We start from the raw sequence: 23680 nt of genomic DNA, 5'->3' as shown, positions 1-23680 counted from the left end.
TAGCGTTTAGTCCGGGACTAATCTAGTTTGGAGGTTGAACGATATGCGAGTGGAAGTTGATCCCGAACTCTGCATCAGTTGCGGGGCTTGTATCGATACCTGCCCGGAGATCTTCGACTGGAACGATGAGGATAAGGCCGTGGCCACGACCCAGGACGACCTTCGTGAAGACCTGGAGGACTGTGCCCACGAAGCTGTGGAGAGTTGCCCGACCGAGGCCATCAGGGAACACTAGATAAAGGGTTTCGAAATTACGCGTCCAAAGCCTTCCTCGCCGGAAGGCTTTTCCTTTTGGGCCGCGAATCTTCATTTTCGAAACATACACTTGGTGAGAGAAATGCAACCTTCGATTTTATACGTCGTCCGTCCAGCTGCCGGAGGGATGAGGAACCACGTCCTGGCCCTGGCGGAATGCGCTTCCCGTAGCGGCTTCAGGGTTTACGCAGCTTGCCCCACGGAGGAGATGGCCCATAAACTCGAGCGGGCGGGAGCGGCCGTTTTTACCATCCCGCTCGCCGGGGAGCTGTCTCCGGTCGCCGATTGGCGATGCGTCGGGATGCTGTCCACCTTCATCAGGCAATACGGTGTAAACCTTGTGCACGCGCACGGCTCCAAGGCCGCTCTGGTGGGCAGGATGGCTGCCCGCCTGACAAAAACCCGCTGTGTGTTTACGGTACACAATTCCATCTTTTACGAACACTGGCCAACGTGGAAAAACCGTCTTTTTGCCCGTATCGAAAGGTGGCTGGCCGGGTATACCGACAGCATCATCACCGTGTCGGATGCGTTAAAGAGGGAATTGGCCGAAGTCCAGGGTGTTCCGGCAGGCAAGGTGACCGTTATTCATAACGGCATCAGGCTTTCCTTCTTTAAGCCCGACAGGGAGGCTCGTCAAAGGGTCAGGTCCGAGCTGGGCATCGCCGATGAGGAAACGGTAATCGGTACGGTCGCCCGGTTCGCGGTGCAGAAGGGGTTAAAGTACCTGATCCAGGCGGCGGCCATGCTTAACGCGGAAGGATTTACCCGCACGCGCCTGGTAATTGTGGGGGACGGGCCCCTGCGCCCCGAACTCGAAGAGGAAGCATCAAGGTGCGGGGTCGAGGCGATCATGCCGGGGTACCGCAACGACATCCCGGCTGTGCTGTCTGCCTTTGACCTATTCGCCCTGCCTTCGATCACGGAAGGACTGCCGCTGATTGTTCTCGAAGCCATGGCTACGGGGCTTCCCGTGGTGGCGACGTCGGTGGGCGGGGTGCCCGAGGCTGTAGCCCATGGGACAACCGGTCTCCTGGTTCCGCCGGGCGACGCCGGGGCGCTGGCCGGGGGCTTGGCCATGCTTCTGCAGCACCCGGAAACGGCCGGGAGGTTCGGCACTGCGGGCCGAGAAAGGGCCGCCCGGGAGTTCAGCGAGGAGCAAATGCTGACCCGTACAATCAGCGTATATAACGAGTTGCTGAGTGCTCAACGTAGTTGGTAGTCAGAGGTCAATATCTTAAAGCTTATAGCTTAGTGCCTAGTGCCTAGTGCCAGTCAGGGGAGGTTTATTTATTGTCCGTATTACGTTATCTGCTGGTTCCGGTTATGGTCCTGGCACTTGTTACGGGCGCATGGGCCCCCCAGGCCGTCGCGGCCGGTGACAGGGGCAGGGTTGTCATGGTCGTTCTTGATCGCGCCACCCTTGAGGACTATAAACAACTTCACACCCTGCAGGAAATTCCTGCTTCTTGGGGCTTGCTTAATACCAACACAGGAGGCATCCGTAACGTTGAGAACACCCACGCGACTATTGGGGCAAGCAGCAGGATCATCGCTACGGAGGGAGGGTTCAAAGCTTACAATGCCCTTGAACCGTGGGGGGATGAGCCTGCACTGGAGGGGTTCAAGCGGCTTACGGGTTTTGAAGCCAAGGCAACGAACGTTGTCCACCTGGGCATCGCCAGGATCATCCGGGAAACCGAGAACCTTCGTTACGACGCTCTTCCCGGTGCTCTTGGGTCGGTATTGCATCAAAACGGCCTGACCACCTGTGTGATCGGCAACGCCGACTGGAACGGGGTGTACCGGCGGCACGCCGTGACGCTGGCGATGGACAGCCGGGGCATCGTTGATTGCGGTGATGTCAGCCGCAAAATGCTGCTGTTTGATTCCTCTTTCCCGGGGGCCTACCGAACGAACTACGACGTGATTTTCGACTCGTTCCGCAAGTTTGCCGACAGCAGCCTGGTTGTTATCGAAACGGGCGATCTGTCCCGTCTCGATGAAGCGCGGAAGGATGTACTGCCCTCTGTGCTCGAACAGCAAAAAAAAGCCGCGCTGGAGAGGGTGGACGGTTTGCTTGCCGCCATCTACAAGGAACTCAAGCCGGACAGGGATCTGCTGATCGTTGTAACCCCCACGCCATCTACCGAAGCGATTATCGACGATAAAACGTTAACCCAGGTGGTGATTGCCGGCTCCGGTTTCGGTGAAGGACTGCTCACCTCGCCGGCGACACGCCGGGAAGGAGTCGTTCAGAACATCGACCTTGCCCCCACTGTTTTAGCCCATCTTGGATTGAATCCTTCACGCGAAATGCATGGGCGGGCGATGTCGTCCATCGGACAACCGGATGCTTTGGAGCGCCTGGAGCAGCTTAACCACCAGATCGTTCTAAACCATCAGATAAGGGTTCCGATGATCAAAACCTATATGGTGCTGCAGATTATCATTGTTTCCTTGTTTATCTTGAGTATCCTTGCCCGGGGTCTGCGCATCGCCGACAGGTTTTTCCTTCGCCCCGTGCTCCTGGCGATTATGGCCTTCCCCGTATCCGTCCTGCTGACAGCGGCCTTCCCTTACAGGTCGGCCGGGTCCCTGATAACGATACTGGTCCTGGCCATGGCCGTCATCGCCGGGACCACCATCCTTCTGGGGCAGCGCAACCCCATTAAGGCCTTCTTGTTTATATCTTTGCTGACGGCCGGGGTCATTATCGGGGACCTGTTTTCGGGTTCGGTGCTGCAGAAGTTCGCCATCCTCAGTTACGATCCCAGCGGCGGGGCAAGGTACTACGGATTGGGTAACGAATACATGGGCATCCTGACCGGCAGCACCATCCTTGCCGCCGCCTCTTTCCTCAGCCTCAGCCGGCACCGGCCGGGCGGTCTGCTGTTGGTGGCCCTGTTTTTCGCGCTGACCCTCTTTGCCAATGCTCATCCGGGGCTGGGAGCCAATTGGGGAGGCACGATCACCGCCGCAATAGCGTTTTTGGTTACGCTTTTACTGTTCCTCGGCGTGCGCTTCACCGCGCGAATCGTTTTGGGCGGCCTGGCCGTCCTTTTGATCCTGCTGACGGCTACGGCTGTTTTTGACGCCTCCCGCCCGGCGGAGCAGCAATCGCACATCGGCCGGGCGGCGCGGCTGGCTTTTGAAGGCGGTATCGCCGAAGTGTTCCGGCAAGGGTCCGACCTTGTCGCCCGAAAGGTGAGCATGAATTACAAGCTTTTCCGCTATACCATCTGGTCCCGGGTCTTCCTGGCCAGCCTGGCGGCTTTCGTGTTCCTGTTTTTCAGGCCGCTGGGGAGGATGCAGGACCTGCAGAGGAACCATCCGCTGCTTTTCAAGGGTTCGGTGGGGATTGTCCTCGGCAGTATCGTCGCGCTTGTCGCCAATGATTCCGGTATTGTTGCCGCGGCAACCACGATGATCTTCGGCGCGCCCCCGCTCCTGTATTACTTTTTGGAGGACGAGGATGGATAGGTACGCGCGTTTTAAGGACGACACGGGGAGGGTCTTCTACGCGGCGGTGGAGGGAAAGAACGCCCTGCCCCTGACAGGAGAGCCATGGCTGGGCGGGAAGCGGATCGGGACGGTCGTCCCCGTCGCCGGGCTGCAGCCCCTGGCGCCCGCGGAACCTGCCAAGATTGTCTGCGTGGGCTTAAACTACCTGGACCACATCGCCGAGTTCAACAACGAGGCTCCGTCCGAGCCGGTGATTTTTCTAAAGCCGCCTACCTCGGTTATTGGGCCCGGTGCCGACATCATTTATCCCGAGGGCGTCGGCCGGCTGGATTTCGAAGCCGAACTGGCCGTGATCGTCGGTGGCAAGGCGAGGATGGTCGGCGAGGCGCAAGCACAGGATTACGTCTTCGGGTACACCTGCGCCAACGATGTCACCGCCCGCGATTTGCAAAGAAAGGACGGGCAGTGGACCAGGGCGAAGTCTTTTGACACATTTTGTCCCCTGGGGCCATACATTGTTTCAGGACTGGACCCCGGCCGGCTCAGGATTGAAGCCCGCCTGAACGGTCGGACCAGGCAGTGTTCGTCCACCGGCCGGATGCTGTTCAACCCGTTTCACCTGCTGAGCTTTGTCTCCCGGATAATGACCTTGTTGCCCGGGGACGTTATTCTTACCGGTACTCCCAGCGGCGTAGGGCCGATGCAGCCGGGGGACAAGATAGAGGTAGAAATCGAAAACATCGGCAACTTAATGAATATGGTTGCCCGTTAAGCTAGACCTAAAATTTTGTTGACATTGCATGGAGTTATGCTACAATTGAATTTGGCTGGAATTAGCCAATCCTGGCAATCTGTTGCGCCGGGCAATATAAGTGAAAAAGGGGGAGATAATGTCAATGAAGCCTTTGGGGCGCCACATCCTGGCTGAAATTTACGGTTGTGATTTTGACGCTCTAAACGATGTGAAGAATGTGGAAAAGACAATGGTCAAAGCTGCTCTGGCAGCCGGAGCCGAGGTTCGCGAATACGTCTTCCACAAGTTCAGCCCCCAGGGGGTAAGCGGTGTAGTAGTTATCTCGGAATCCCATCTAACCATCCATACCTGGCCGGAACTCGGTTACGCGGCAGTCGACGTCTTTACGTGCGGCGACAAGGTCGATCCATGGGACGCGTGCAATTACCTGACGCAGCATTTTAAGGCCAGCCACGTCAAAGCCCAGGAGACCGTCCGGGGCATCATGCCCGACAGCATGGAACTGAAGGCAGTAAATCAATAGGGGGGATATTTATTAGTACCAATCCTGCAAAGGATTTTAGCGTGAAGTGAGGACCCTGCAGAACACACACGGGTAGGCATCTGCAGGGTCTTTTGTTTGTAAACGCGTGCCGCGGGGATTTGCGACCGGTGGCAAGAGGGAAGCGGGTCGGCCATCGAGAATATACACACGATCTTAGGAATATCCTGGCACGCTTTTTATTTTATATAATGGATGCGTAGGTCCGCTGGAACTTACGCCAGAGTAAAGGGGTTAAAGCAAGTGGAGTTTAACGACACCCGCCAGAAAGAGGAGTTCGTGCACCGCACCTTCACGGCCATCGCCCACCGGTATGACCTGCTCAATACCGTCTTGAGCTTCAACCAGGACAAGTACTGGCGCCGTTTCACGGCCAGGAAGGCCGGGCTGAAGGAAGGCGGGACAGCCCTCGACGTGGCATGCGGGACGGGAATGCTGTCTTTCGAGCTGGCAAGGATTGTCGGTCCTACCGGCAAGGTCGTCGGCGTCGACTTTTGCGAGAGTATGCTCCAAAAGGCTGGGGAAAACTTGCTCAAAACCCCGTACTCGGGTATCGTGGAGTTCAAATGGGCGAACGCCATGGAACTGCCCTTTGCGGACAATGCCTTTGACTGTGCTACCATGGGTGTGGCTTCGCGCAATATGCCCGATCTCCGCAGGGTCTTCAAGGAAATGGCCAGGGTGGTGCGGCCCGGCGGAAAGGTCGTGAACCTGGATTTCTCCAGGCCGACCATGTTCGGGATGAAACAGGCGTATAACTTTTACCTTCACCACCTGATCCCGCTGATCGGCAAACTGGGGGTCGGGCAGGACGGGCCGTACAGCTGGCTTGCCAAGTCCCAGGTTGATTTTTTGAACCAGGAAGAATTTAAAGCGCTGCTCGAAGAGATCGGGCTGGTCGACGTAACGTACTATAACCTGACGGGCGGGGTAGTGGCGGTCCACGTCGGAACAAAGGTTGCAGACCGCTGATACGTTTAGATTGCTTCATTAATCCTACACCTTACACCCTACACCAAACGTTACAGGTTACGCTAGCGGAGTTCAAGAATAGAAGACTATTGCCGGATGCCAACGTTTTGCTAGGAGGAGATTGGCGTGGCCTTTAAGGACCTGCGGGAATTCATCGACGTCCTGGAGAAAAAGGGGCTCCTCAAAAGGATTACGGTGGAAGTCGATGCCGAACTGGAAATCACCGAGATTACCGACCGGGTGGTTAAGTCGGGAGGACCGGCGCTTCTGTTTGAAAATGTAAAGGGCTATGACATTCCCGTGCTGATCAACGCCTTCGGGTCCGAGGAACGGGTCCGGATAGCCCTCGGGGTTGACAGCCTGGACGACATCGGCCGGGATCTCGTGCGTATCCTGCAGCCGACCGATCTCCCGGTTACTTTTCTCGATAAGCTCAAAGCCTTGCCCAGGCTGGCCGAACTGTCGTCTTTCCTGCCTAAAACGGTACGCACGGGCCCTTGCAAGGAAGTAATCATCAGGGACAAGCCCAGCCTGGCGAAGTTTCCGGTTCTTAAATGCTGGCCTGAAGACGCGGGACGTTTCATTACCCTGCCGCTGGTCTGCACCCGCGACCCCGAAACAGGGCACAGAAACGTCGGCATGTACCGCCTGCAGGTCTTCGACGACCGGACGACCGGGATGCACTGGCACATCCACAAGGACGGGGCCGACCACTACCGGACGGCCGAAAGGAAGGGACAGCGGCTTGAGGTGGCCGTGGCGCTCGGGGCCGACCCTACCGTGATTTATGCCGCCACGGCGCCGATGCCGAAAGGCCTGGATGAATTCCTGCTGGCCGGGTTCATCCGCAAGCAGCCTGTCGAGCTGGTCAAGTGCGAGACGGTGGATATCGAGGTTCCCGCGCATGCGGAGATCGTCCTGGAAGGCTACGTTGACCTCGGCGAGCGCCGCCGCGAGGGGCCCTTCGGGGATCATACCGGGTATTACTCGCTGGCTGACGACTATCCGGTTTTCCATATCACCTGCATCACACACCGGCGTAAGCCGATCTATCCGACCATCGTGGTCGGACGGCCGCCGATGGAGGATACCTATCTGGGCAAGGTTACCGAGCGGGTTTTCCTGCCGCTGATCCAGATGGTGCTGCCGGAGGTCGTCGATATGAATTTCCCGTTGGAAGGCGTTTTTCACAACTGCGTTGTGGTCTCCATCAAGAAGCACTTTCCCGGTCAGTCGCGCAAGGTGATGAACGCGCTGTGGGGTATGGGCCAGATGATGTTCACCAAACTCATCATTGTTGTGGATGAGGACGTCAACGTGCAGAACATGTCAGAGGTCTGGTGGCGCGTCTTCAATAACATTGATCCCCGGCGCGACCTGGTTTTCGCGGACGGGCCGCTGGACGTGCTTGATCACGCTTCCCCCCACGCCGTTTTTGGCTCGAAGATGGGTATTGACGCGACGCGGAAAGGTCCGCTGGACGGCCACACGCGCGAGTGGCCGAGGGACATCGTGATGGATGCTGCAACAAAGGCGCTTGTAAACAGGAAGTGGTCGAGCTATGGTTTCTAAGTTCCTCGGGAAACTGCGCGTCTTTTTGGAAATGATCAAGTTCGAGCACACCATCTTTGCGTTGCCGTTCGCCTACATGGGGGCGCTGCTGACCGAAAAGCACGTCCCTTCGGCCCACGACCTGATCTGGATTACAGTGGCCATGGTGGGCGCGCGCACGGCCGCGATGTCTCTTAACCGACTGATTGACCGGCATATTGACGCCCTCAACCCCCGGACGAGAAATCGCGCCCTGCCGGCCGGCCTAATCTCGGCGGTCGAAGTCTGGATTTATGTCGTGATCTCACTGGCGCTGCTTTTGGCGGCCGCCTACCAGTTGAGCCCGCTGGCTGTTAAGTTCTTCCCGCTCGTGGTGGCCATCCTGGTCGGGTATTCATACACCAAGCGCTTTACCTGGGCGTGCCATATCTGGCTCGGCGTCGCCCTCGGGTTTGCGCCCCTGGGCAGCTGGATCGCCATCGCCAACAGAGTGGATCTGGCCCCGGTACTGCTCGCGGCGGGCGTGCTTTTCTGGGTAGCCGGTTTTGACATCATTTACGCCTGCATGGACACGGATTTTGACCGAAAAAGCAACCTTAAGTCCATCCCGGCGCGTTTCGGCATCAGCTCGGCTTTGAAGGTCTCCAGGGTGTTCCACGTCTTGGCGCCGCTTTTGTTCCTGCTGGCCGGGATCGTCCTGAATATGAGCGCTCTTTACTTTGTCGGTGTTGCTTTGGCGGTTGTGATCCTTTTTTACGAGCATGCTATTGTTAACCCCGCGGACCTTTCGCGGGTGAATGTGGCTTTTTTCCATATGAACGCCGGGTTGAGTCTAGCCCTGTTCTTTTTTACGCTGTTCGCGGTGCTCTAGCCCGCCTGCGGGCTGTTAGTAACACTCGTACGGAAATTTCCCTTATGCATAGCGCCAATGCTTAGCGCACTTAGTAAAGCAAAGCATGTGAAGTTTTTTGTAGCGGCGTATATGGCGTATATAAGGTGGGTGTAGCGCGGAATGCAAGCCTTATTTATGCAGGGCGACCTGAGGGACATCGTCGAAAAAGTCGTGGCCGGGGAGCGGCTGAGCCGCAATGACGGGATACGTTTATTCAAGAGCAACGACTTGCTTACCGTAGGTTACCTTGCCGATATGGTCCGCCGCCGTAAACACGGCGACCGGGTCTTTTTTATTGTCAACAGGCACATCAACCAGACCAATATCTGCGTGAACCTGTGCAAGTTTTGCGCTTTCGGCAAAGAAAAAGGGGGTGAAGGGGCTTATGCCCTGACCCTCGATGAAATCGAGGCCGCGGCCCGGGAGGCTTATCCGTTCGGGATCACCGAGGTGCACATCGTCGGTGGACTGCATCCCGACCTGACGCTGGACTACTATCTTGAAATGATGTGCCGGTTGAGGGAGGCGCTCCCCGGGGTGATTATCCAGGCCCTGACGGCCGTGGAGGTAGACTACCTGGCGCAGCAACACTCCATGAGCATCGAGGACGTCTTGCTGGCCCTGCGCCAGGCCGGGCTGGATTCGCTGCCCGGCGGCGGGGCGGAGGTCTTTTCCCCGCGGGTCAGGGAGTTGGTCTGCCCGAAGAAGATCAGCGGCGAACGGTGGCTCGAAGTGCACGAGACGGCGCACCGGATCGGCATGCGCACCAACGCCACCATGCTATACGGACACGTTGAGACCATCGAGGAGCGGGTCGACCACCTGATCGCCCTGCGGGAACTCCAGGACCGGACGAAGGGGTTTATGGCTTTTATTCCCCTGGCCTTTCATCCCAGGCGCACCCAGTTGGAGCAGGTGGTCACGGCCGGGACCACGGGTTATGAAGACCTAAAGGTCCTTGCGGTCTCCCGCCTGATGCTGGACAACTTTGACCACATCAAGGCCTTCTGGATCATGATCGGGCCGAAAATAGCCCAGATCTCCCTGAGTTTCGGGGTCAACGATTTTGACGGGACGGTTATAGAGGAAAAGATCACCCACTCCGCCGGGGCGGAAACCGCCCAGGCGATGGCCAAGAACGAGATTATCAATCAGATCAAGGCGGCAGGGCGTATCCCGGTTGAGCGCGACACGCTTTATAACGTCATCAGGGAGGGCTTTTAGTGGCCAGGGTCAGGTTGGGCCAGGTGGATTACCTGAACTGTCTTCCCGTGTATTATCCTTTGGAGACCGGCCAGGTCCAGGTCGACGTGGAGCTTGTCAAGGGTGTCCCGTCCAGGCTGAACAGGCTTTTTTTGGATGGCGAGCTCGATATCACTTCGGGCTCGTCGATCGAGTACGCGCGGCACCCGGGAGAGCTCATCCTCCTGCCCCTCTCGGTCAGTTCGGACGGCCGGGTAGGGAGCATCTTTCTCTTCAGCCGCGTTCCGGTGACGGAGCTTGACGGGAGGAGAGTCTGCCTTCCCGATACCTCGGCGACCTCGGTGGTCTTGCTGAAGATACTGTTCCAGCACTATTACCATGTCGAAGCCGATTTTGAGACCAAGCCCGATGACCTTGACGGCATGCTGAGCCAGGCCGACGCCGCCTTGATCATCGGGGATAACGCCATTATCGCCCGCCAGCGCGTCCTGGCCCAGCGCCTGCCCCTGTACGTTACCGACCTGGGCGAGGCCTGGAAGGAGTTCACGGGCGAGAGGATGGTCTATGCCACCTGGATGGTCCGGCGCAGGTTTGCGGAGGAAAGGCCTGAGGAAACACAGGCGGTCTGCCGGGCCTTACTGGAAGCCAGAGACCTCGGCGCGCTGCAGACCGCAACGCTTCTGGACGTGGCCCACCGCCGGACCGGCATCGACCGCGCCGTGCTGGAAGACTATTTCCGCCTGATCCGGCACGACTTTGACCGCGACTACCAGCGAGGGCTGCTGCTCTTTTATGACTATGCCTACAAAAGCGGCCTGATTGATGAGCGGGTGAAATTAGATATCTGGGAGGGAGAGCGTGCCTGATATCAAGGCCATTCTGGACAAGGCCCTTGCCGGAGAGCGGCTTGGCGAGGACGAGGGGGCGGCGCTCATTGAGGCCCGGGACCAGCTGATTCCCATCGGCAAAGCTGCGGGCGTCATCCGCGAGCGCAAGCACCCCGGCGGCCTGGTTACCTTTGTTATCGACCGTAACATCAACTATACCAACGTCTGCCAGTCACGCTGCCGCTTTTGTGCCTTTTTCCGGGAACAGGGCGATCCGGAAGCTTACGTGCTGACCTACGAAGAGATCCTGGCCAAAATCCAGGAGCTGGTCGATCTGGGCGGCACCCAGGTGCTGATTCAAGGCGGGCTACACCCCGAACTGGGCCTCGACTACTATACCGGGATGCTGCGGGCCATCAAGCGGGAGTACAACGTTCAGATCCATTCTTTTTCGCCGCCGGAAATCGTGCACCTGTCGCGCAAGTTCGGCTATTCAACCAGGAGGGTGCTTGAGATATTGAGGGAGGCCGGGCTTGATTCCCTCCCCGGCGGCGGGGCCGAGATCCTTGTAGACCGGGTACGTTCCCAGGTCAGCCCGCACAAATATTCCTGGCGGGACTGGATGAACGTGATGCGCGAGGCTCACGTAATCGGGATGCGCACCACGGCCACGATGATGTTCGGCACTGTCGAGACGCCCGCCGAGCGAGTCAAGCACATGGTCCGCCTGCGGGAGCTGCAGGACGAAACCGGGGGATTCACGGCTTTTATTCCTTGGAGCTTCCAGCCGGCCAATACCGAACTCGGCGTGACTACAGCCACGACCGTCGACTACCTGCTGACGCTTGCCGTAGCACGCCTGGTACTGGACAACTTTGCGAACATCCAGGCTTCCTGGGTCACCCAGGGGGAAAAGATAGCCCAGGTCGCTCTGGCCTTCGGCGCCAACGATTTCGGGGGGACGATGCTGGAAGAGAACGTCGTGCGGGCCGCGGGGGCCAGCTACCGCGTGCCGATGAATGAAATTGTCCGCGTCATCAAGGACGCCGGTTTCACCCCGGCCCAGCGCGCGACCGACTACAAGATACTTAGGACGTTTTAGCGATACACTATGCCCTACACCCTACACCCTACACCCTACACCCTATACCTTACACTCCGATACTTTAATACTTAGTTGGGTTTGTGCTTAGATGTTTCGTGAAAAAGTAAGACTTACAGGTGAGACTCTAGTTTGGAGGTATCGGACCATGGCCCCACACAACATATACCTCCGGTGCCCGGCCAGGGTGGAACCGGGGGAGACTGTCAACTGCACAGTGATTTACGGCCACTATTTTGACCGCGATGGGACGGTCGACCCGACGCGCTTGAAAATACAGCTTGCTGTGCCGGGAAGAGACATAATGGGCCTTGAAGCCGTTGCGGCCAACAAGGAGATAGGCGCCAGCTTCAAGGCCGACGAGCCGGGCGTGTATGTCCTGATGGCCGAGTATGACAACGGCGTCTGGTCGGTTGACAGGGACGGCCGGTTTCACCGGGGCGGGAAAGCGGACAACCCCGGTGTAGACGTCGAGCGCGTCGTCCATTACGTTAAATTCGCCAAGTCCGTAGTTGTCTGCGGGGAGGTCAGCCGGTGGCCGGGTTCCTTCAGCATGGAACTGGAGATCATCCCGCTCTCGCTCACCGACGGCGAAGTCGAACTCCTGGTCCAGCACGACGGGTACCCGTTGAATGACTGTAAAGTCTTTGCCCAGGCTGAGGGCCGCCCGATATCGCGCCTCGCCAAAACGGGGGAGGACGGAACAGCCGCAATGAGCCTGGCGCCTGGAAAATGGATGGTTGTTGTGAACCACGAGTGCCCGTCAGCGGAGCCTGAAGTGACACGCTCCCTGCAGGCCGTTCTCGTGTTGGAGGTCGCCGGTTGATCCGGGCTCTTGATAGTGGCTTGTCTTGCTTGGGTAAAGCATCCTATAATGTGAACGCATGGGTGCGATAACGGAGGTTTGCAGAGATGACCTTGGAACGGCAGGATTATCTGAGGCAACTGCCGTCGGTAGACGAAATCCTAAAAGAGCTGGAGTCCCGGGTCAGGGAGTATCCGCGGCAGATGGTGGTCGGCGCGATCCGTCAAGCTCTTGAACACGCCCGGCGTTCGATCCTGGAATCGCTTGAGCCCGGCGAAACGCCGCTGCCTGCCAAGAGCGAGATGTTTGAACGCGTAACCAGGGACGCCATGCGGGAGGTTATGCTCGCCGGCCGGCCTAAACTCCGCCGGGTTATCAACGCCACCGGCGTTGTCCTGCATACCAACCTCGGCCGGGCCATACTCAGCGACGAAGCGCGTCAGGCGGTCCAGGACGCTGCCGCCAACTACACGAACCTTGAGTTTGACCTGGCGACGGGGAAGCGGGGCTCCCGCTATTTCCTCGTTGAGGAACTCCTCTCGCAGCTTACCGGGGCCGAGGCCGCGATGGTCGTCAACAACAACGCCGCCGCCGTGTTGCTCGCGCTCGGCACCCTGGCGAAGGGCAAAGAAGTTATCGTTTCGCGCGGCCAGCTCGTCGAGATCGGCGGCTCCTTCCGTATTCCCGAGGTTATGGCGCAAAGCGGTGCACGGCTGGTGGAGGTCGGCGCCACGAACAAGACCTACGTCTCGGACTACCGCCGGGCGATTACGCTCGACACGGCCCTTCTCCTGCACGTCCATACCTCAAACTACCGCATCGTGGGCTTTACCAAGGAAACAAGCGTCAGGGAACTGGTCGAACTCGGGCGTGAGACGGGCCTGCCGGTAATGTCAGACCTGGGGAGCGGCTTTCTTGTCGACCTGGGCCGTTTCGGGCTGCCCTACGAGCCGACCGTTCAGGAAACCGTTAAGGCGGGCGCCGACGTGGTAACCTTCAGCGGGGACAAGCTTCTGGGCGGTCCCCAGGCCGGAATTATCGTAGGCTCGCGCGCTATCGTGGCGCAGATGAAGAAAAACCCGCTCACGCGGGCCATCCGCCCCGATAAACTGACGCTGGCCGGACTGGAAGCCACGTTGAGGGCCTACCTGGATCCCGACCGGGCCTTGCAGTCGGTTCCGGCCCTGCGCATGCTTACGAGCCGCAGGGAAGACCTCCAGGATCGGGCACGCCTTTTATTAAAAGAATTAGGCTCGGCAGTTAACGAGCTTGCCAAGATCCAGATCGCCCCGGACTTTTCCCAGGTGGGAGGGGGGGCGATGCCTACGGCCGAACTCCCGACCTTCGTCGTCTCTATACAACCCTACGGCTTTTCGGCGGATAGGCTGATCATCCTCTTGCGGGAGGCCGAGCCGCCGGTGATCGGGCGCGTCCAGGACGATACGCTGCTTCTGGACGTGCGGACGGTGACCGACGACGAAATTCCCGAATTGGCTGCCGCCGTCAGGACGGCCCTGACAAAGGGGGGGCTTTGATGCGTTACGTCATCGTTGGAACGGCAGGGCACGTGGACCATGGGAAGACTTTGCTGGTTAAGGCCCTCACCGGGATCGACACCGACCGTCTGCGCGAGGAAAAGGAACGCGGGATCTCCATCGAACTGGGCTTTGCCTACCTCGATCTGCCCAGCGGGACAAGGGCCGGGATCGTGGATGTTCCCGGGCACGAGCGGTTTATCAAGAACATGCTTGCCGGAGTGGGCGGTATTGACATCGTCCTTCTCGTGATCGCCGCCGACGAGGGTGTTATGCCTCAGACGAAGGAGCACCTGGAGATCATCGAGTTGCTCCAGATCCAGAGGGGCATCGTCGTCCTGACCAAGGTCGACCTCGTGGACGAAGAATGGCTGATGCTCGTCCGTGAGGACGTAAGCAAGGCCTTGCGCGGGACCGTTCTGGAAAAAGCGCCGATGGTTGCCGTCTCCTCGGTGACCAGGCAGGGTTTCCCGGAGCTGATCGCTGCCATCGACAGGCTTGCCGGCGAGATCCCCGATAAGAACCCGGGTGGCCCTGCCCGTCTGCCCATTGACCGGGCCTTTTCGGTGACAGGTTTCGGCACCGTGGTCACCGGAACCCTTATCACGGGGACGCTGCGCGTGGGCGAGACCGTTGCAATCCTGCCCGAGGGTCACGAGGCGCGCATCCGTTCCCTTCAAGTGCACAAGCAAAAGGTTGACCAGACCGGACCCGGTCATCGCGTGGCCGTCAACCTGGTCGGCGTGGAAGTCAACGAGGTCAGGCGCGGGCAGGTCCTGGCCACGCCGGGCAGTTTACAGGCTTCGTACCGTATCGACGCCAGAGTGGAAGTCCTTGCCGATGCACCGCGGCCTCTCAAAAATCGATCAAGGATACGCTTTTATCTCGGGGCTGCTGAGATTTTGGGGCGGCTCATCGTTCTTGACCGTGATGAGATTATTCCGGGGGAAGAGGCTTACGTCCAGCTGGTGTTCGAGGAACCCTCCGTAGCTGCCAAGGGAGATAGGTTTGTGTTACGCTCCTATTCGCCGATGTACACAATCGGGGGCGGTACCGTCATTGACCCCAATCCCAAGCGTCACCGCAGACACCGCCATGATATCATCGAAGCATTGGAGACGCTTGAGAAGGGTAGCCCTGAAGACGTCGTGAGGCAGACTCTTCGGCTACGAGCCGTACCATTGCGTTCTCGTGACATAGAAGAGGCTACGGGTCTTGATGGCGAAACTGTAGGCGGAATCCTTGCAGAATTAGATGTGCAGGACCTCGTGTTTTCGTTTCCCTGCGAAGGGCACATCCTCTTCCTTGATCGGGAAGTGGCTGATAGCTGGCAAAAGAGAATCGTGGAAACGGTTTCCGCTTACTGCGAAACTTATCCGTTAAGAGATGGGTTTCCCAAAGAGGAACTCCGTTCCCGACTATTTGCCGCTATCAACAGTAAGGTTTTTAATTGCTTTCTGCACGCCTTGGCTGATCGTGAAATGATTACTGTACTGGACAAATACGTACGTCCTTACGGAGATTGGGATATACCAGGGCAATACCGGGAAAAAATAGAATTGTTACTCAAGGAGTTTCTCGATGCCGGCATCCAGACGCCGCCTTGGGCCGAGGCCTGCGCCCGGGCGGGGGTGTCCGAGAAAGAGGCGCCGGAGTACCTGCACCACATCCTCCAGCGGGGTCAATTAATTAAGCTGCCCGGGGATATTATTATTCATAAGGAGACGCTGGAACGGGCCAAGGAAGCCATCGCCGGGCATATCAGGGCCCACGGCGAGATTTCCCTGGGCGAGGTGCGCGACATCCTCCAGACCTCCCGCAAATACGCTCTTCCGCTTCTTGAGTACCTGGACCAGATTCGTTTTACAAAGCGGGTCGGCGACCTGCGCAAGCTGGCCAGGGGTTGAGGGTTGCTATGCAGCAGTTATCTTTTCGCGCAGGGGAAGGCAGGCACCGCGTCGAGCTCACGGCCAGCCTGACAGGCGACGGGCTGGTGGTAACCATTGCCGGAGGGGAGCGGCCGCATATAGGCGCCGTGTGCGTCGGGCTGCCCCGCCCCAGCATGGACGATCCCGCCCGCCTGAGCTGCAATGTGGCCGTTCTCCCCGTGGTGGGGCATAAAGACGACGAGATCGCCAGGCCGGTTGCTGAAAAACTCGCCCGGCACACGGGGCAGGTGTCCGTCGTGGCTGCCGGCCTGCACGTGGATGCCGCGAGTGACCGCGATATCGCGCTTTTGATCGCCAACGCCTGGCAGGTAGTGGACAAACTCCTGGAAGCCTTGGGCAAAAAGGGTTAGGCTTTGCATGACGCCCATGTATTACATGCCCACAACTCCAGCCATACCAGGTATAATTGTCCTGACATAGGCCGAATCCCCTGCATGCCAGGGGTACGGGGGAGATATCTTGGGGTGAATCCGGACCAAGGAGGTGGATCGGCCCAATCCGGTAGGGTGCCCTCTACCCGAACCCGTCAACTAACCCCGGAGGCTGAAGGAGGGGAATGGTTTGCAACGACTCTTTTCCGTATTGGCTGCCTTTTTGATTCTCCTGTTTTCCGCCGGCTCGGCTTTTGCCTCTACCCACACTGTTTCCCGCGGAGAATCCCTGTACAGCATCAGCAGGCTTTACGGCACCACCGTAGCCAAGATTAAGTCATTAAACGGCTTGCGCGGCGACATCATTTACCCCGGCCAAAAGCTAACGGTTCCCGACCGCTTAACAAAATACACCGTTCGCCGTGGCGACAACCTCACGACGATCGGCAAGAAGTTTGGGGTCACAGCCGCAGCAATTCAGCGGGCCAACGGGTTGAAGACTACAGTCATACGGCCTGGACAAGTCCTCGTCATTCCAATCGCTGCTCCAAACAGCGCGGCGACGCGCGGTTTTACGGTCAGCAGGGCCGACATCGACCTGCTGGCCCGCCTCATTACCGCGGAGGCTGACGACCAGTCTTACCTGGTCAAGGTTGCTGTAGGGGCCGTTGTCTTAAACCGGGTGGCCAGTCCCAAGTTCCCCAACACTATCGCCGGGGTAATCTATGACTGGTCGCACGGCAAGGTCCAGTTTGAACCCGTTCTTAACGGGTGGATCAACCGTCCGGCATCCCCGGAAGCTATAAGGGCCGCCAAAGACGCCCTTAACGGACGGGATCCGACCGGTGGGGCGCTGTACTTCTTCGAACCCTGGGTAAAAAACAGGTTCCTGCACAGTCTTCCGCTCAAGCTGGTGATGGGCGCCTTTCATTTTGCCTGATCGATCGTCGGTCGTCAGTCGGTTGTCGGACTCGTAGGAATCAGCGACGCCGATTCCGAATAGTTCAATGGCCGTCGGGTATCGCGAATTAAGGAAGCCGGGTTTGAACCCGGCTTCCTTTTTTGTGTCCCAATCCTAGCGCTTAATGCTTAGTGCCTACAGCCAAGTAGGTGTTCGTGTCGATGACGGCGAATGGTAAAACACGACACGCCCATAATAATTGCGGAGGTGGCTGGTTTGGCGTCGCCCGTATATTTCGTAGACATGCGCAGCAACCCCAAGCGCAGTATGCTCGACAAGCTTGAGCTTTTATGCCGCAGGGCCAAGATCATGCGGGTCGTCAGCCCCGGGGATCTCGTAGCTCTTAAGGTGCATTTCGGGGAACGGGGCAACACGACTTTCGTCCGCCCGCAGTTTGTCCGCAAACTGGTCGACATGGCGAAGAAGGCGGGCGGAAAGCCGTTTCTCACCGACGCCAACACGCTCTACGTCAAGTACCGGGCGAACGCCGTGGACCACCTGGAGACGGCCATTCTCCACGGCTTCGATTACGCCGTTACCGGGGCGCCGCTCATCATCGCCGACGGGCTTACCGGCAAGGACTACATGAACGTCGAGATCGGTCTTAAGCACTTTAAAACGGTCAAGATCGGGACTGCGGTGATGCATGCCGATGCCCTGCTTGTGGTTACACATTTTAAGGGGCATGAGGCTACAGGGTTCGGCGGCGTCTTTAAGAACGTGGGAATGGGGCTCGGTTCACGCAGCGGCAAACAGATGATGCACTCCGACATCCTGCCGGCGGTCGGGGAGAAATGCAAGGCATGCGGGAAGTGCATCAAATGGTGCCCGGCCGGGGCCATCACCATCCAGAAAGAAACCCCGGAGAGCCACGGCGCTCCCGACGGGCTGGTGCTTGGACGGGCCAGGATTAACGAGGAGCTGTGCATCGGGTGCGGCGAGTGCACCGTAACCTGCCCGCAGGGGGCCATTGCTATCAACTGGAAAACGGAACCCGACATCATCCAGGAAAAGATCGTGGAGTACGCCTGGGGGGTGCTAAAGGAGAAACAGGGAAAAGCTGGTTTCATTACCTTTTTGAACAACGTCACCCCGGATTGCGACTGCTGCAATTGGAGCGATGCGCCGATCGTGCGCGACATCGGCATCCTGGCTTCTGTTGATCCCGTTGCTTTGGACCAGGCCTGCGTTGATCTCGTTAACCGAACCAGGGGGGAGGAAACCTCGCGGCTGGCCCTGAGGGCACACGAGGAGGACAAGTTCAGGGTGCTTTACCCGGGTATCGACTGGACACGTCAGCTTGCCTACGCTGAACAAATTGGAGCGGGCTCGAGGGAATATGAATTGATTAAGGTGGGGTAGGGTTTAGCGCGCCTGGCGGTATGCGGTATACAATAGCAAAAAGCTTGACTAGGAATTGGCGAAAAGTTAGAATTATGCTAACAATTTTGAATTCGAGTAATTTGTTCTTGTAATTTTGTTCACCAGCTAGCTAAATCAGCGTTTTGCATTATTTTTCACAATGCTTTGGCCATCAGATTGCAGAGAGTTTCGCCGTTTCCCCTTTCGATAAAGAAAGCGGTACTTTATTTTAGTGAAAGCTGCTATATTTTACACGCCGGGAAGTTGTTTGCATTTCCATAGTAAGGAGGGGAAAGAAGGGGTTTTCGTTTTTTTATTTTGCGGGCGTCGTAGGATTCTTGTGGGAGGTAAAGTTTTATGCCTGGAGAGGTCCTTATAGCTGTCCTGATACTGCTGCCATTTGCCACGGGGTTAGTGGGCTTGGCTGTAAGGGATGGAAGCTTGCGTAGGCCTTTGATCATCGTTCCGTCGCTGGTATTGATCGGCGCTTCCTTTATGCTATTGTTCGGCGTGCTCGATCAAGGCCCGATTGTCTTCTCGCCCAGCTCCGTCTGGGAAGTGCTTGCGCTTATTGGTGATTTTGCTCTGGTGGCCTACTTTTTGTATGTCGGGTACATGCGGAAGAATACCCTCGTCGGGGGACTGGGCCTGCTCCAGTTGATCTTACTGGCGTACCTGCGGTTTGGCGTTTTGCCGTTGGAATGGGCAACAGAAAGGGCGTTGTACGTCGATCTCCTTGCCGTGATAATGGCGCTCGTCATTTCCGTCGTCGGCGCCTTGATTGCCATCTACGCCATAGACTATATGCGTCATCACGAAGAACACCTGAAGCTGACCAGGACACGACAACCCGTCTTCTTCCTCTTCCTGATCGGTCTTCTCGGCGCAATGAACGGGCTCGTCTTCGCCAACGATTTGCTGCTGCTCTTTTTCTTCTGGGAAATCACCACCCTTTGCTGTTTCCAGTTAATCGGACACGATTTGACTGATGAAGCCAGGGTCTCGGCCGAACGCGCCTTGTGGATGAATATGGTGGGCGGGGTAGCGTTCCTGGCCGGGATGATCCTGTGTTTCGAGGCTACGGGAACCCTGCTTGTCGACGAAGTCCTGAAATTCGGCGTTGTCGGGCCTGCTGTGCTGTTGCCCCTGGCCTTGTTCTGTTTCACCGGTTTCACGAAAGCCGCTCAGGTTCCGTGGCAGGGCTGGCTCCTGGGAGCTATGGTCGCTCCGACCCCTGTATCCGCTCTCCTGCATTCAAGCACAATGGTCAAAGCCGGCGTGTATCTCGTCCTGCGCCTGGCGCCAGGATACGAGGGCACTCAGCTCTCCGTGGCCATCGCCATTTTCGGCGCCTTTGTCTTCATGGTTACAGCCTTGGTTGCCATCAGCCAGCGCGTCTCCAAACGCGTGCTGGCCTACTCGACGATTTCCAACCTGGGACTTATCGTGTGCTGTGCGGGAATCAATACGAACCTGGCTATCGCGGCGGCGATCCTGATGATTATCTTCCACGCCATTTCCAAAGGTATGCTCTTTATGGCCGTAGGGATTATTGAACAGCAGATCGGCAGCCGCGACATCGAAGATATGGAAGGCCTGCTGGCGCGCCTGCCGGTGATTTCTGGAACGGCGATCATCGGCATGATCTCGATGTTGTTCATGCCCTTCGGGGTGGTCGTCGCCAAGTGGGCCGGCATCGAGGCGGCGGCCGTGCCGAGTTCGGCCTGGTTCTCCTTGATCGTGACGATGCTCGTGATCGGCAGTGCCGCTTCCCTTGTTTTTTGGACCAAGTGGATAGGCCGAATGATGAGCCACTTGGACTTTAGGAAGGTTACTTTAAGCCCCGGAGAGCACCGCGATTTCCTGGCGTACGGCACGGTAACCCTGTTGATCGCCGCTGTCGTGGTCCTCAGCATATTCATCGGCCCGTTGGTAGCTCAGTTGATTAACCCGGCTGAGGTGGGGATGGGGTATAAGGAGGCCTTCGACACATCGGGGAGTAACCTGAAATCGGGCTTCGGATTGTTTATGCCCCTGCCCCTGTTCCTTTCGGTCATTGTGGCTCTCGTCGTGCCTATTCTGCTGATCAAGGTCCGACGTCAGGAATTTCGCCCTGTATACCTGTGCGGCGCCAACATCGAATCCGACGCCGCGGCTTTCTCCTCGGTTGCTGAAGCCGCCGTTCCCGTAGCGACGGGAGGGCTATATTGGGAAAAGGCTTTTGGCGAAAAGGCGTTGAACACATGGATGAACGTCGCCGGGGTTGTCCTGCTGGCAGTACTCTTTGCGGGGGTGGTCATGTAATGGTCTACGACCTGATTGCCGTTGCTCTGGCGCTGTTTGCGGCCCCCGTTGCGGGCGGTTTGCTGAGAGGCGTCGACCGGAGGATCACGGCTCGCATGCAGGGCCGGATGGGACCGCCGATTCTTCAGCCGTTTTACGATTTTTTCAAGCTCTTGGGCAAATCGCGTATAGTCACCTCGCGCGAGACCCTGATCTGGGCCTGGGCTTACCTGATCCTTACCGTTACCGCCGTACTGATGCTTTTCCTGGGACAGGACCTGCTGGTCATGTTCTTCGTGCTGGCTTTTGCCGGCGCCTCCCTGGCTTTCGGCGCTTTCAGCGTCAAGTCGCCGTACGCCCACCTGGGAGCGTCCCGGGAAATCATTCAGATGCTGTCGTATGAACCGATCCTGCTGCTGGCAGCGGTGGCGGTCTTTTTGAAGACGGGAACTTTTTTAGCTTCGGGGGTATTCGCCTTTGGCGAGCCGCTGCTGCCGAGCCTGCCACTGGCCTTCCTGGCCGTGTTGATCGCCCTCGGCATCAAGATGCGCAAATCGCCGTTCGATATCGCGGCGTCGGAGCACGCCCACCAGGAACTGGTAAGAGGGGTTTATACCGAGTATTCCGGTCCCTTCCTTGCCCTTATCGAGCTTACCCACTGGTATGAACTGGTCCTCATCCTCGGGTTCCTGGCCCTGTTCTGGGCTCAGCCGCTCTGGGTCGGGATCTTGCTGGCCCTGGGCTGCTTTTTGCTGGAGCTTTTGCTTGACAACATCGCAGCCAGGCTGCGCTGGTCCTGGATGGTGGCAGCCAGTTGGGCGGTTGGCGTAAGCCTTATCGTCATCAACATCCTGGTTGTTCAGTTTTCCGGTTAAAGGGTTGAGTCGGTGGAGAGGTTGCAAAAGCCAGGGACCGTTGTTAATTGTTGAGCCGGTCCCTGGGGGAGGAGTGTAGGTATGGGGCTCATCACTAAATCACGGGTTAAGTCGCCCTGGATCGTCCACTTTTGCTGTGGCGGCTGTAACGGCTGTGACATTGAATTGCTGGCTTGCCTGACGCCGCTCTATGACGTGGAACGTTTCGGAATCTTGAACATCGGTAACCCTAAACACGCCGATATCCTGGCCGTGACAGGGCCGGTCAACAAACGCAATCAGCGTGTGCTGGCCAACCTTTACGACCAGATTCCGGACCCCAAGATCGTCCTGGCAATCGGTTCCTGCGCGGCTACGGGAGGCATTTTTCATAACTGCTACAATGTCTTGGGTGGCATCGACAAAGTCATTCCTGCTGACGTCTATGTGCCGGGATGCCCTCCTCGGCCGGAGGCCATCATCGACAGCGTCGTGTTGGCCCTGGAGAAGCTGAAGAAGACTAAGTAAAGGGGTTTGAGGTGATGTTGATGGAGGACATCTTTATCGGTAAAGACGATCTCCTTGTCACGGTGCAAAGGTTTGTCGACGAGGGAGCGCGACTGGCCACGGCGACCTGCCTGGACGAAAAGGATAAGTTTGAGCTGATTTATCACTTTCAGAAAGAGCACGACACCATTAACGTCAGGTTTAAGGTCGACAAGGACGAGGAGATACCCAGCATTTCCGAAATCACGCTGACTGCAGCGCTGATCGAAAATGAGATGCGGGAGTTTTTCGGGCTGAAGATAACCGGCTTGGTGATCGACTTTAAGGGACGGATGATCCTTGCCGGGGACAGCCCCGAGACGCCGCTTTGCAAATCTTAGCGCCTTTTGATGGCGGTTGGAGGGGAGAAAGTATGGCTCGAGTTACCTTTCCCTTCGGTCCTCAGCATCCCGTACTGCCCGAACCTATTCAGCTGCAACTGACCTGCGAGGACGAGCGGGTCGTCGAGGCCGCCCCCGTTATCGGTTTTATGCACCGGGGGATTGAGAAGGGCGCTGAGAAAAATCCTTTTGGCAATAATGTTTTTTTGTGCGAGCGTATCTGCGGGATTTGCAGCTTCATCCATGCCTTGAGTTATTGCCAGCTGATTGAAAAGATAATGAACGTTGAGGTGCCGCCGCGGGCGAAATACTTACGGACGGCCTGGAGCGAGCTTTCGCGTATCCATAGCCATATGTTGTGGCTGGGCCTGTTTGCGGACGCGTTTGGGTTTGAAAGTCTTTTCATGCAGTGCTGGAGAGCGCGCGAGGTCATCCTGGACATTATGGAAATGACCACCGGGCAGAGGATTATCCAGTCTTCCTGCGTCATCGGCGGCGTCCGGCGGAACATCGACGAGGACATGGCGAAAACGGTCTTGGACAAGATGAACAATTTCAAGCGCCAATACGATGCCATTTATCCGGTCTTCGTCAAGGATTACACGATCAAGGCACGTACGGTGGGAAAAGGCATGCTGCCCAAGGATCAGGCCTGGAGCCTCGGTGCTGTCGGTCCTACTCTCCGCGCCAGCGGATGGGCCTGGGACGTGCGCCAGACCGGGTACGCCGCCTACGGCGAATTGGGTTTTGAACCGATCGTCGAAAAGGGCTGTGATTCTTATGCCCGGGCTCTGGTGCGGGCGCGCGAGGTTTACCAGTCGGCAGAACTGGTCGTGAAAGCCGTTCAAAACCTCCCTGACAGCGAGTTGGCGGTCAAGGTTAAGGGATTCCCCAAAGGCGAGGCGGTCATGCGCGTCGAGCAGCCGAGAGGGGAACTCTTTGAATTCGGGAAAGGAAATGGCAGCGCCTTTCTCGAACGATTGAAGGTGAGGACGCCTACCTTCTCGAATATACCTCCGCTGTTGGCGATGCTACCTGGGTGCGAGGTGGCGGATGTCCCGGTTATAGTTCTGTCCATCGACCCCTGTATTGCCTGCACCGAGCGCTAAAA

The 23680-nt window shown here is 57.7% G+C and carries 22 protein-coding genes and 1 riboswitch; all 22 genes read left to right on the top strand.

Annotated features, from left to right (window positions below):
- The first annotated feature begins 43 nt into the window (after positions 1 to 43).
- The 22 genes from ACPV0M_RS04970 (at position 44) to ACPV0M_RS04865 (ending at position 23678) form a co-directional block, all read left to right on the top strand.
- Complete coding sequence (locus ACPV0M_RS04970) at positions 44 to 235, top strand: ferredoxin (RefSeq protein WP_425621853.1); 192 nt, start codon at positions 44 to 46, stop codon at positions 233 to 235.
- 147 nt (positions 236 to 382) lie between these two features.
- Complete coding sequence (locus ACPV0M_RS04965; protein WP_425621852.1) at positions 383 to 1477, top strand: glycosyltransferase family 4 protein; 1095 nt, start codon at positions 383 to 385, stop codon at positions 1475 to 1477.
- Between the two features lie 71 nt (positions 1478 to 1548).
- The gene (locus tag ACPV0M_RS04960; protein WP_425621851.1) at positions 1549 to 3738 is read left to right on the top strand and encodes a hypothetical protein; all 2190 of its coding nucleotides are present in this window, start codon (positions 1549 to 1551) and stop codon (positions 3736 to 3738) included.
- Entirely contained in the window at positions 3731 to 4492 is a 762-nt protein-coding gene (locus ACPV0M_RS04955) for a fumarylacetoacetate hydrolase family protein (RefSeq protein ID WP_425621850.1), read from the top strand. The genes ACPV0M_RS04960 and ACPV0M_RS04955 overlap by 8 nt, the downstream gene beginning before the upstream one ends.
- Before the next feature lie 124 nt (positions 4493 to 4616).
- The gene (gene speD / locus ACPV0M_RS04950; RefSeq protein ID WP_425621849.1) at positions 4617 to 4997 is read left to right on the top strand and encodes an adenosylmethionine decarboxylase; all 381 of its coding nucleotides are present in this window, start codon (positions 4617 to 4619) and stop codon (positions 4995 to 4997) included.
- Between the two features lie 261 nt (positions 4998 to 5258).
- Positions 5259 to 5987: a demethylmenaquinone methyltransferase gene (locus ACPV0M_RS04945; RefSeq protein WP_425621848.1), complete on the top strand. Its 729-nt coding sequence runs from the start codon at positions 5259 to 5261 to the stop codon at positions 5985 to 5987.
- A gap of 126 nt (positions 5988 to 6113) precedes the next feature.
- Positions 6114 to 7559 carry a menaquinone biosynthesis decarboxylase gene (locus ACPV0M_RS04940; protein ID WP_425621847.1) on the top strand — a complete coding sequence of 482 codons (1446 nt, stop codon included), beginning with the start codon at positions 6114 to 6116 and terminating at the stop codon, positions 7557 to 7559.
- Entirely contained in the window at positions 7549 to 8409 is an 861-nt protein-coding gene (locus ACPV0M_RS04935; protein WP_425621846.1) for a UbiA-like polyprenyltransferase, read from the top strand. The genes ACPV0M_RS04940 and ACPV0M_RS04935 overlap by 11 nt, the downstream gene beginning before the upstream one ends.
- 141 nt (positions 8410 to 8550) lie before the next feature.
- Positions 8551 to 9654 carry an aminofutalosine synthase MqnE gene (gene mqnE, locus ACPV0M_RS04930; protein ID WP_425621845.1) on the top strand — a complete coding sequence of 368 codons (1104 nt, stop codon included), beginning with the start codon at positions 8551 to 8553 and terminating at the stop codon, positions 9652 to 9654.
- Positions 9654 to 10499 (top strand): menaquinone biosynthetic enzyme MqnA/MqnD family protein, encoded by an 846-nt coding sequence (locus ACPV0M_RS04925; protein ID WP_425621844.1) that lies wholly within the window; start codon positions 9654 to 9656, stop codon positions 10497 to 10499. The genes mqnE and ACPV0M_RS04925 overlap by 1 nt, the downstream gene beginning before the upstream one ends.
- Positions 10492 to 11562, top strand: a complete 1071-nt coding sequence (mqnC, locus tag ACPV0M_RS04920; protein WP_425621843.1) for a cyclic dehypoxanthinyl futalosine synthase — start codon at positions 10492 to 10494, stop codon at positions 11560 to 11562. The genes ACPV0M_RS04925 and mqnC overlap by 8 nt, the downstream gene beginning before the upstream one ends.
- A 148-nt stretch (positions 11563 to 11710) precedes the next feature.
- Positions 11711 to 12388, top strand: a complete 678-nt coding sequence (locus tag ACPV0M_RS04915) for a DUF4198 domain-containing protein (RefSeq protein ID WP_425621842.1) — start codon at positions 11711 to 11713, stop codon at positions 12386 to 12388.
- A gap of 86 nt (positions 12389 to 12474) precedes the next feature.
- On the top strand, positions 12475 to 13902 hold the full coding sequence (selA, locus tag ACPV0M_RS04910; RefSeq protein ID WP_425621841.1) for an L-seryl-tRNA(Sec) selenium transferase: 1428 nt from the start codon (positions 12475 to 12477) through the stop codon (positions 13900 to 13902).
- Positions 13902 to 15809 carry a selenocysteine-specific translation elongation factor gene (gene selB / locus ACPV0M_RS04905; RefSeq protein ID WP_425621840.1) on the top strand — a complete coding sequence of 636 codons (1908 nt, stop codon included), beginning with the start codon at positions 13902 to 13904 and terminating at the stop codon, positions 15807 to 15809. Before selA ends, selB begins: the two co-directional genes overlap by 1 nt.
- A gap of 8 nt (positions 15810 to 15817) precedes the next feature.
- On the top strand, positions 15818 to 16201 hold the full coding sequence (locus tag ACPV0M_RS04900) for a hypothetical protein (protein WP_425621839.1): 384 nt from the start codon (positions 15818 to 15820) through the stop codon (positions 16199 to 16201).
- Between the two features lie 59 nt (positions 16202 to 16260).
- A riboswitch (cyclic di-AMP (ydaO/yuaA leader) is annotated at positions 16261 to 16410 on the top strand.
- A 2-nt stretch (positions 16411 to 16412) separates the two neighbouring features.
- Positions 16413 to 17162 (top strand): LysM peptidoglycan-binding domain-containing protein, encoded by a 750-nt coding sequence (locus ACPV0M_RS04895; protein WP_425621838.1) that lies wholly within the window; start codon positions 16413 to 16415, stop codon positions 17160 to 17162.
- Positions 17163 to 17399: 237 nt separating this feature from the next.
- Positions 17400 to 18545 (top strand): DUF362 domain-containing protein, encoded by a 1146-nt coding sequence (locus tag ACPV0M_RS04890; RefSeq protein ID WP_425621837.1) that lies wholly within the window; start codon positions 17400 to 17402, stop codon positions 18543 to 18545.
- A gap of 441 nt (positions 18546 to 18986) precedes the next feature.
- Positions 18987 to 20849 carry an NADH-quinone oxidoreductase subunit L gene (locus ACPV0M_RS04885; RefSeq protein ID WP_425621836.1) on the top strand — a complete coding sequence of 621 codons (1863 nt, stop codon included), beginning with the start codon at positions 18987 to 18989 and terminating at the stop codon, positions 20847 to 20849.
- Positions 20849 to 21703: a respiratory chain complex I subunit 1 family protein gene (locus ACPV0M_RS04880; RefSeq protein WP_425621835.1), complete on the top strand. Its 855-nt coding sequence runs from the start codon at positions 20849 to 20851 to the stop codon at positions 21701 to 21703. Before ACPV0M_RS04885 ends, ACPV0M_RS04880 begins: the two co-directional genes overlap by 1 nt.
- An 81-nt stretch (positions 21704 to 21784) precedes the next feature.
- Positions 21785 to 22210, top strand: coding sequence for an NADH-quinone oxidoreductase subunit B family protein (locus ACPV0M_RS04875; RefSeq protein WP_425621834.1), 426 nt, complete (start codon positions 21785 to 21787; stop codon positions 22208 to 22210).
- Between the two features lie 14 nt (positions 22211 to 22224).
- A complete protein-coding gene (locus ACPV0M_RS04870) occupies positions 22225 to 22569 on the top strand; it encodes an NADH-quinone oxidoreductase subunit C (RefSeq protein ID WP_425621833.1) in 345 nt (114 codons plus the stop codon).
- Between the two features lie 32 nt (positions 22570 to 22601).
- Positions 22602 to 23678 carry a nickel-dependent hydrogenase large subunit gene (locus ACPV0M_RS04865; RefSeq protein ID WP_425621832.1) on the top strand — a complete coding sequence of 359 codons (1077 nt, stop codon included), beginning with the start codon at positions 22602 to 22604 and terminating at the stop codon, positions 23676 to 23678.
- Positions 23679 to 23680: the final 2 nt, after the last annotated feature.

The organism is Desulfosceptrum tomskiensis, from assembly GCF_049818055.1.
Lineage (GTDB): Bacteria > Bacillota > Desulfotomaculia > Desulfotomaculales > JASEER01 > JBFLVT01.
The sequence above is the reverse complement of the archived record's forward strand: the minus strand, read 5'-3'. Positions and strand labels throughout refer to the sequence as shown.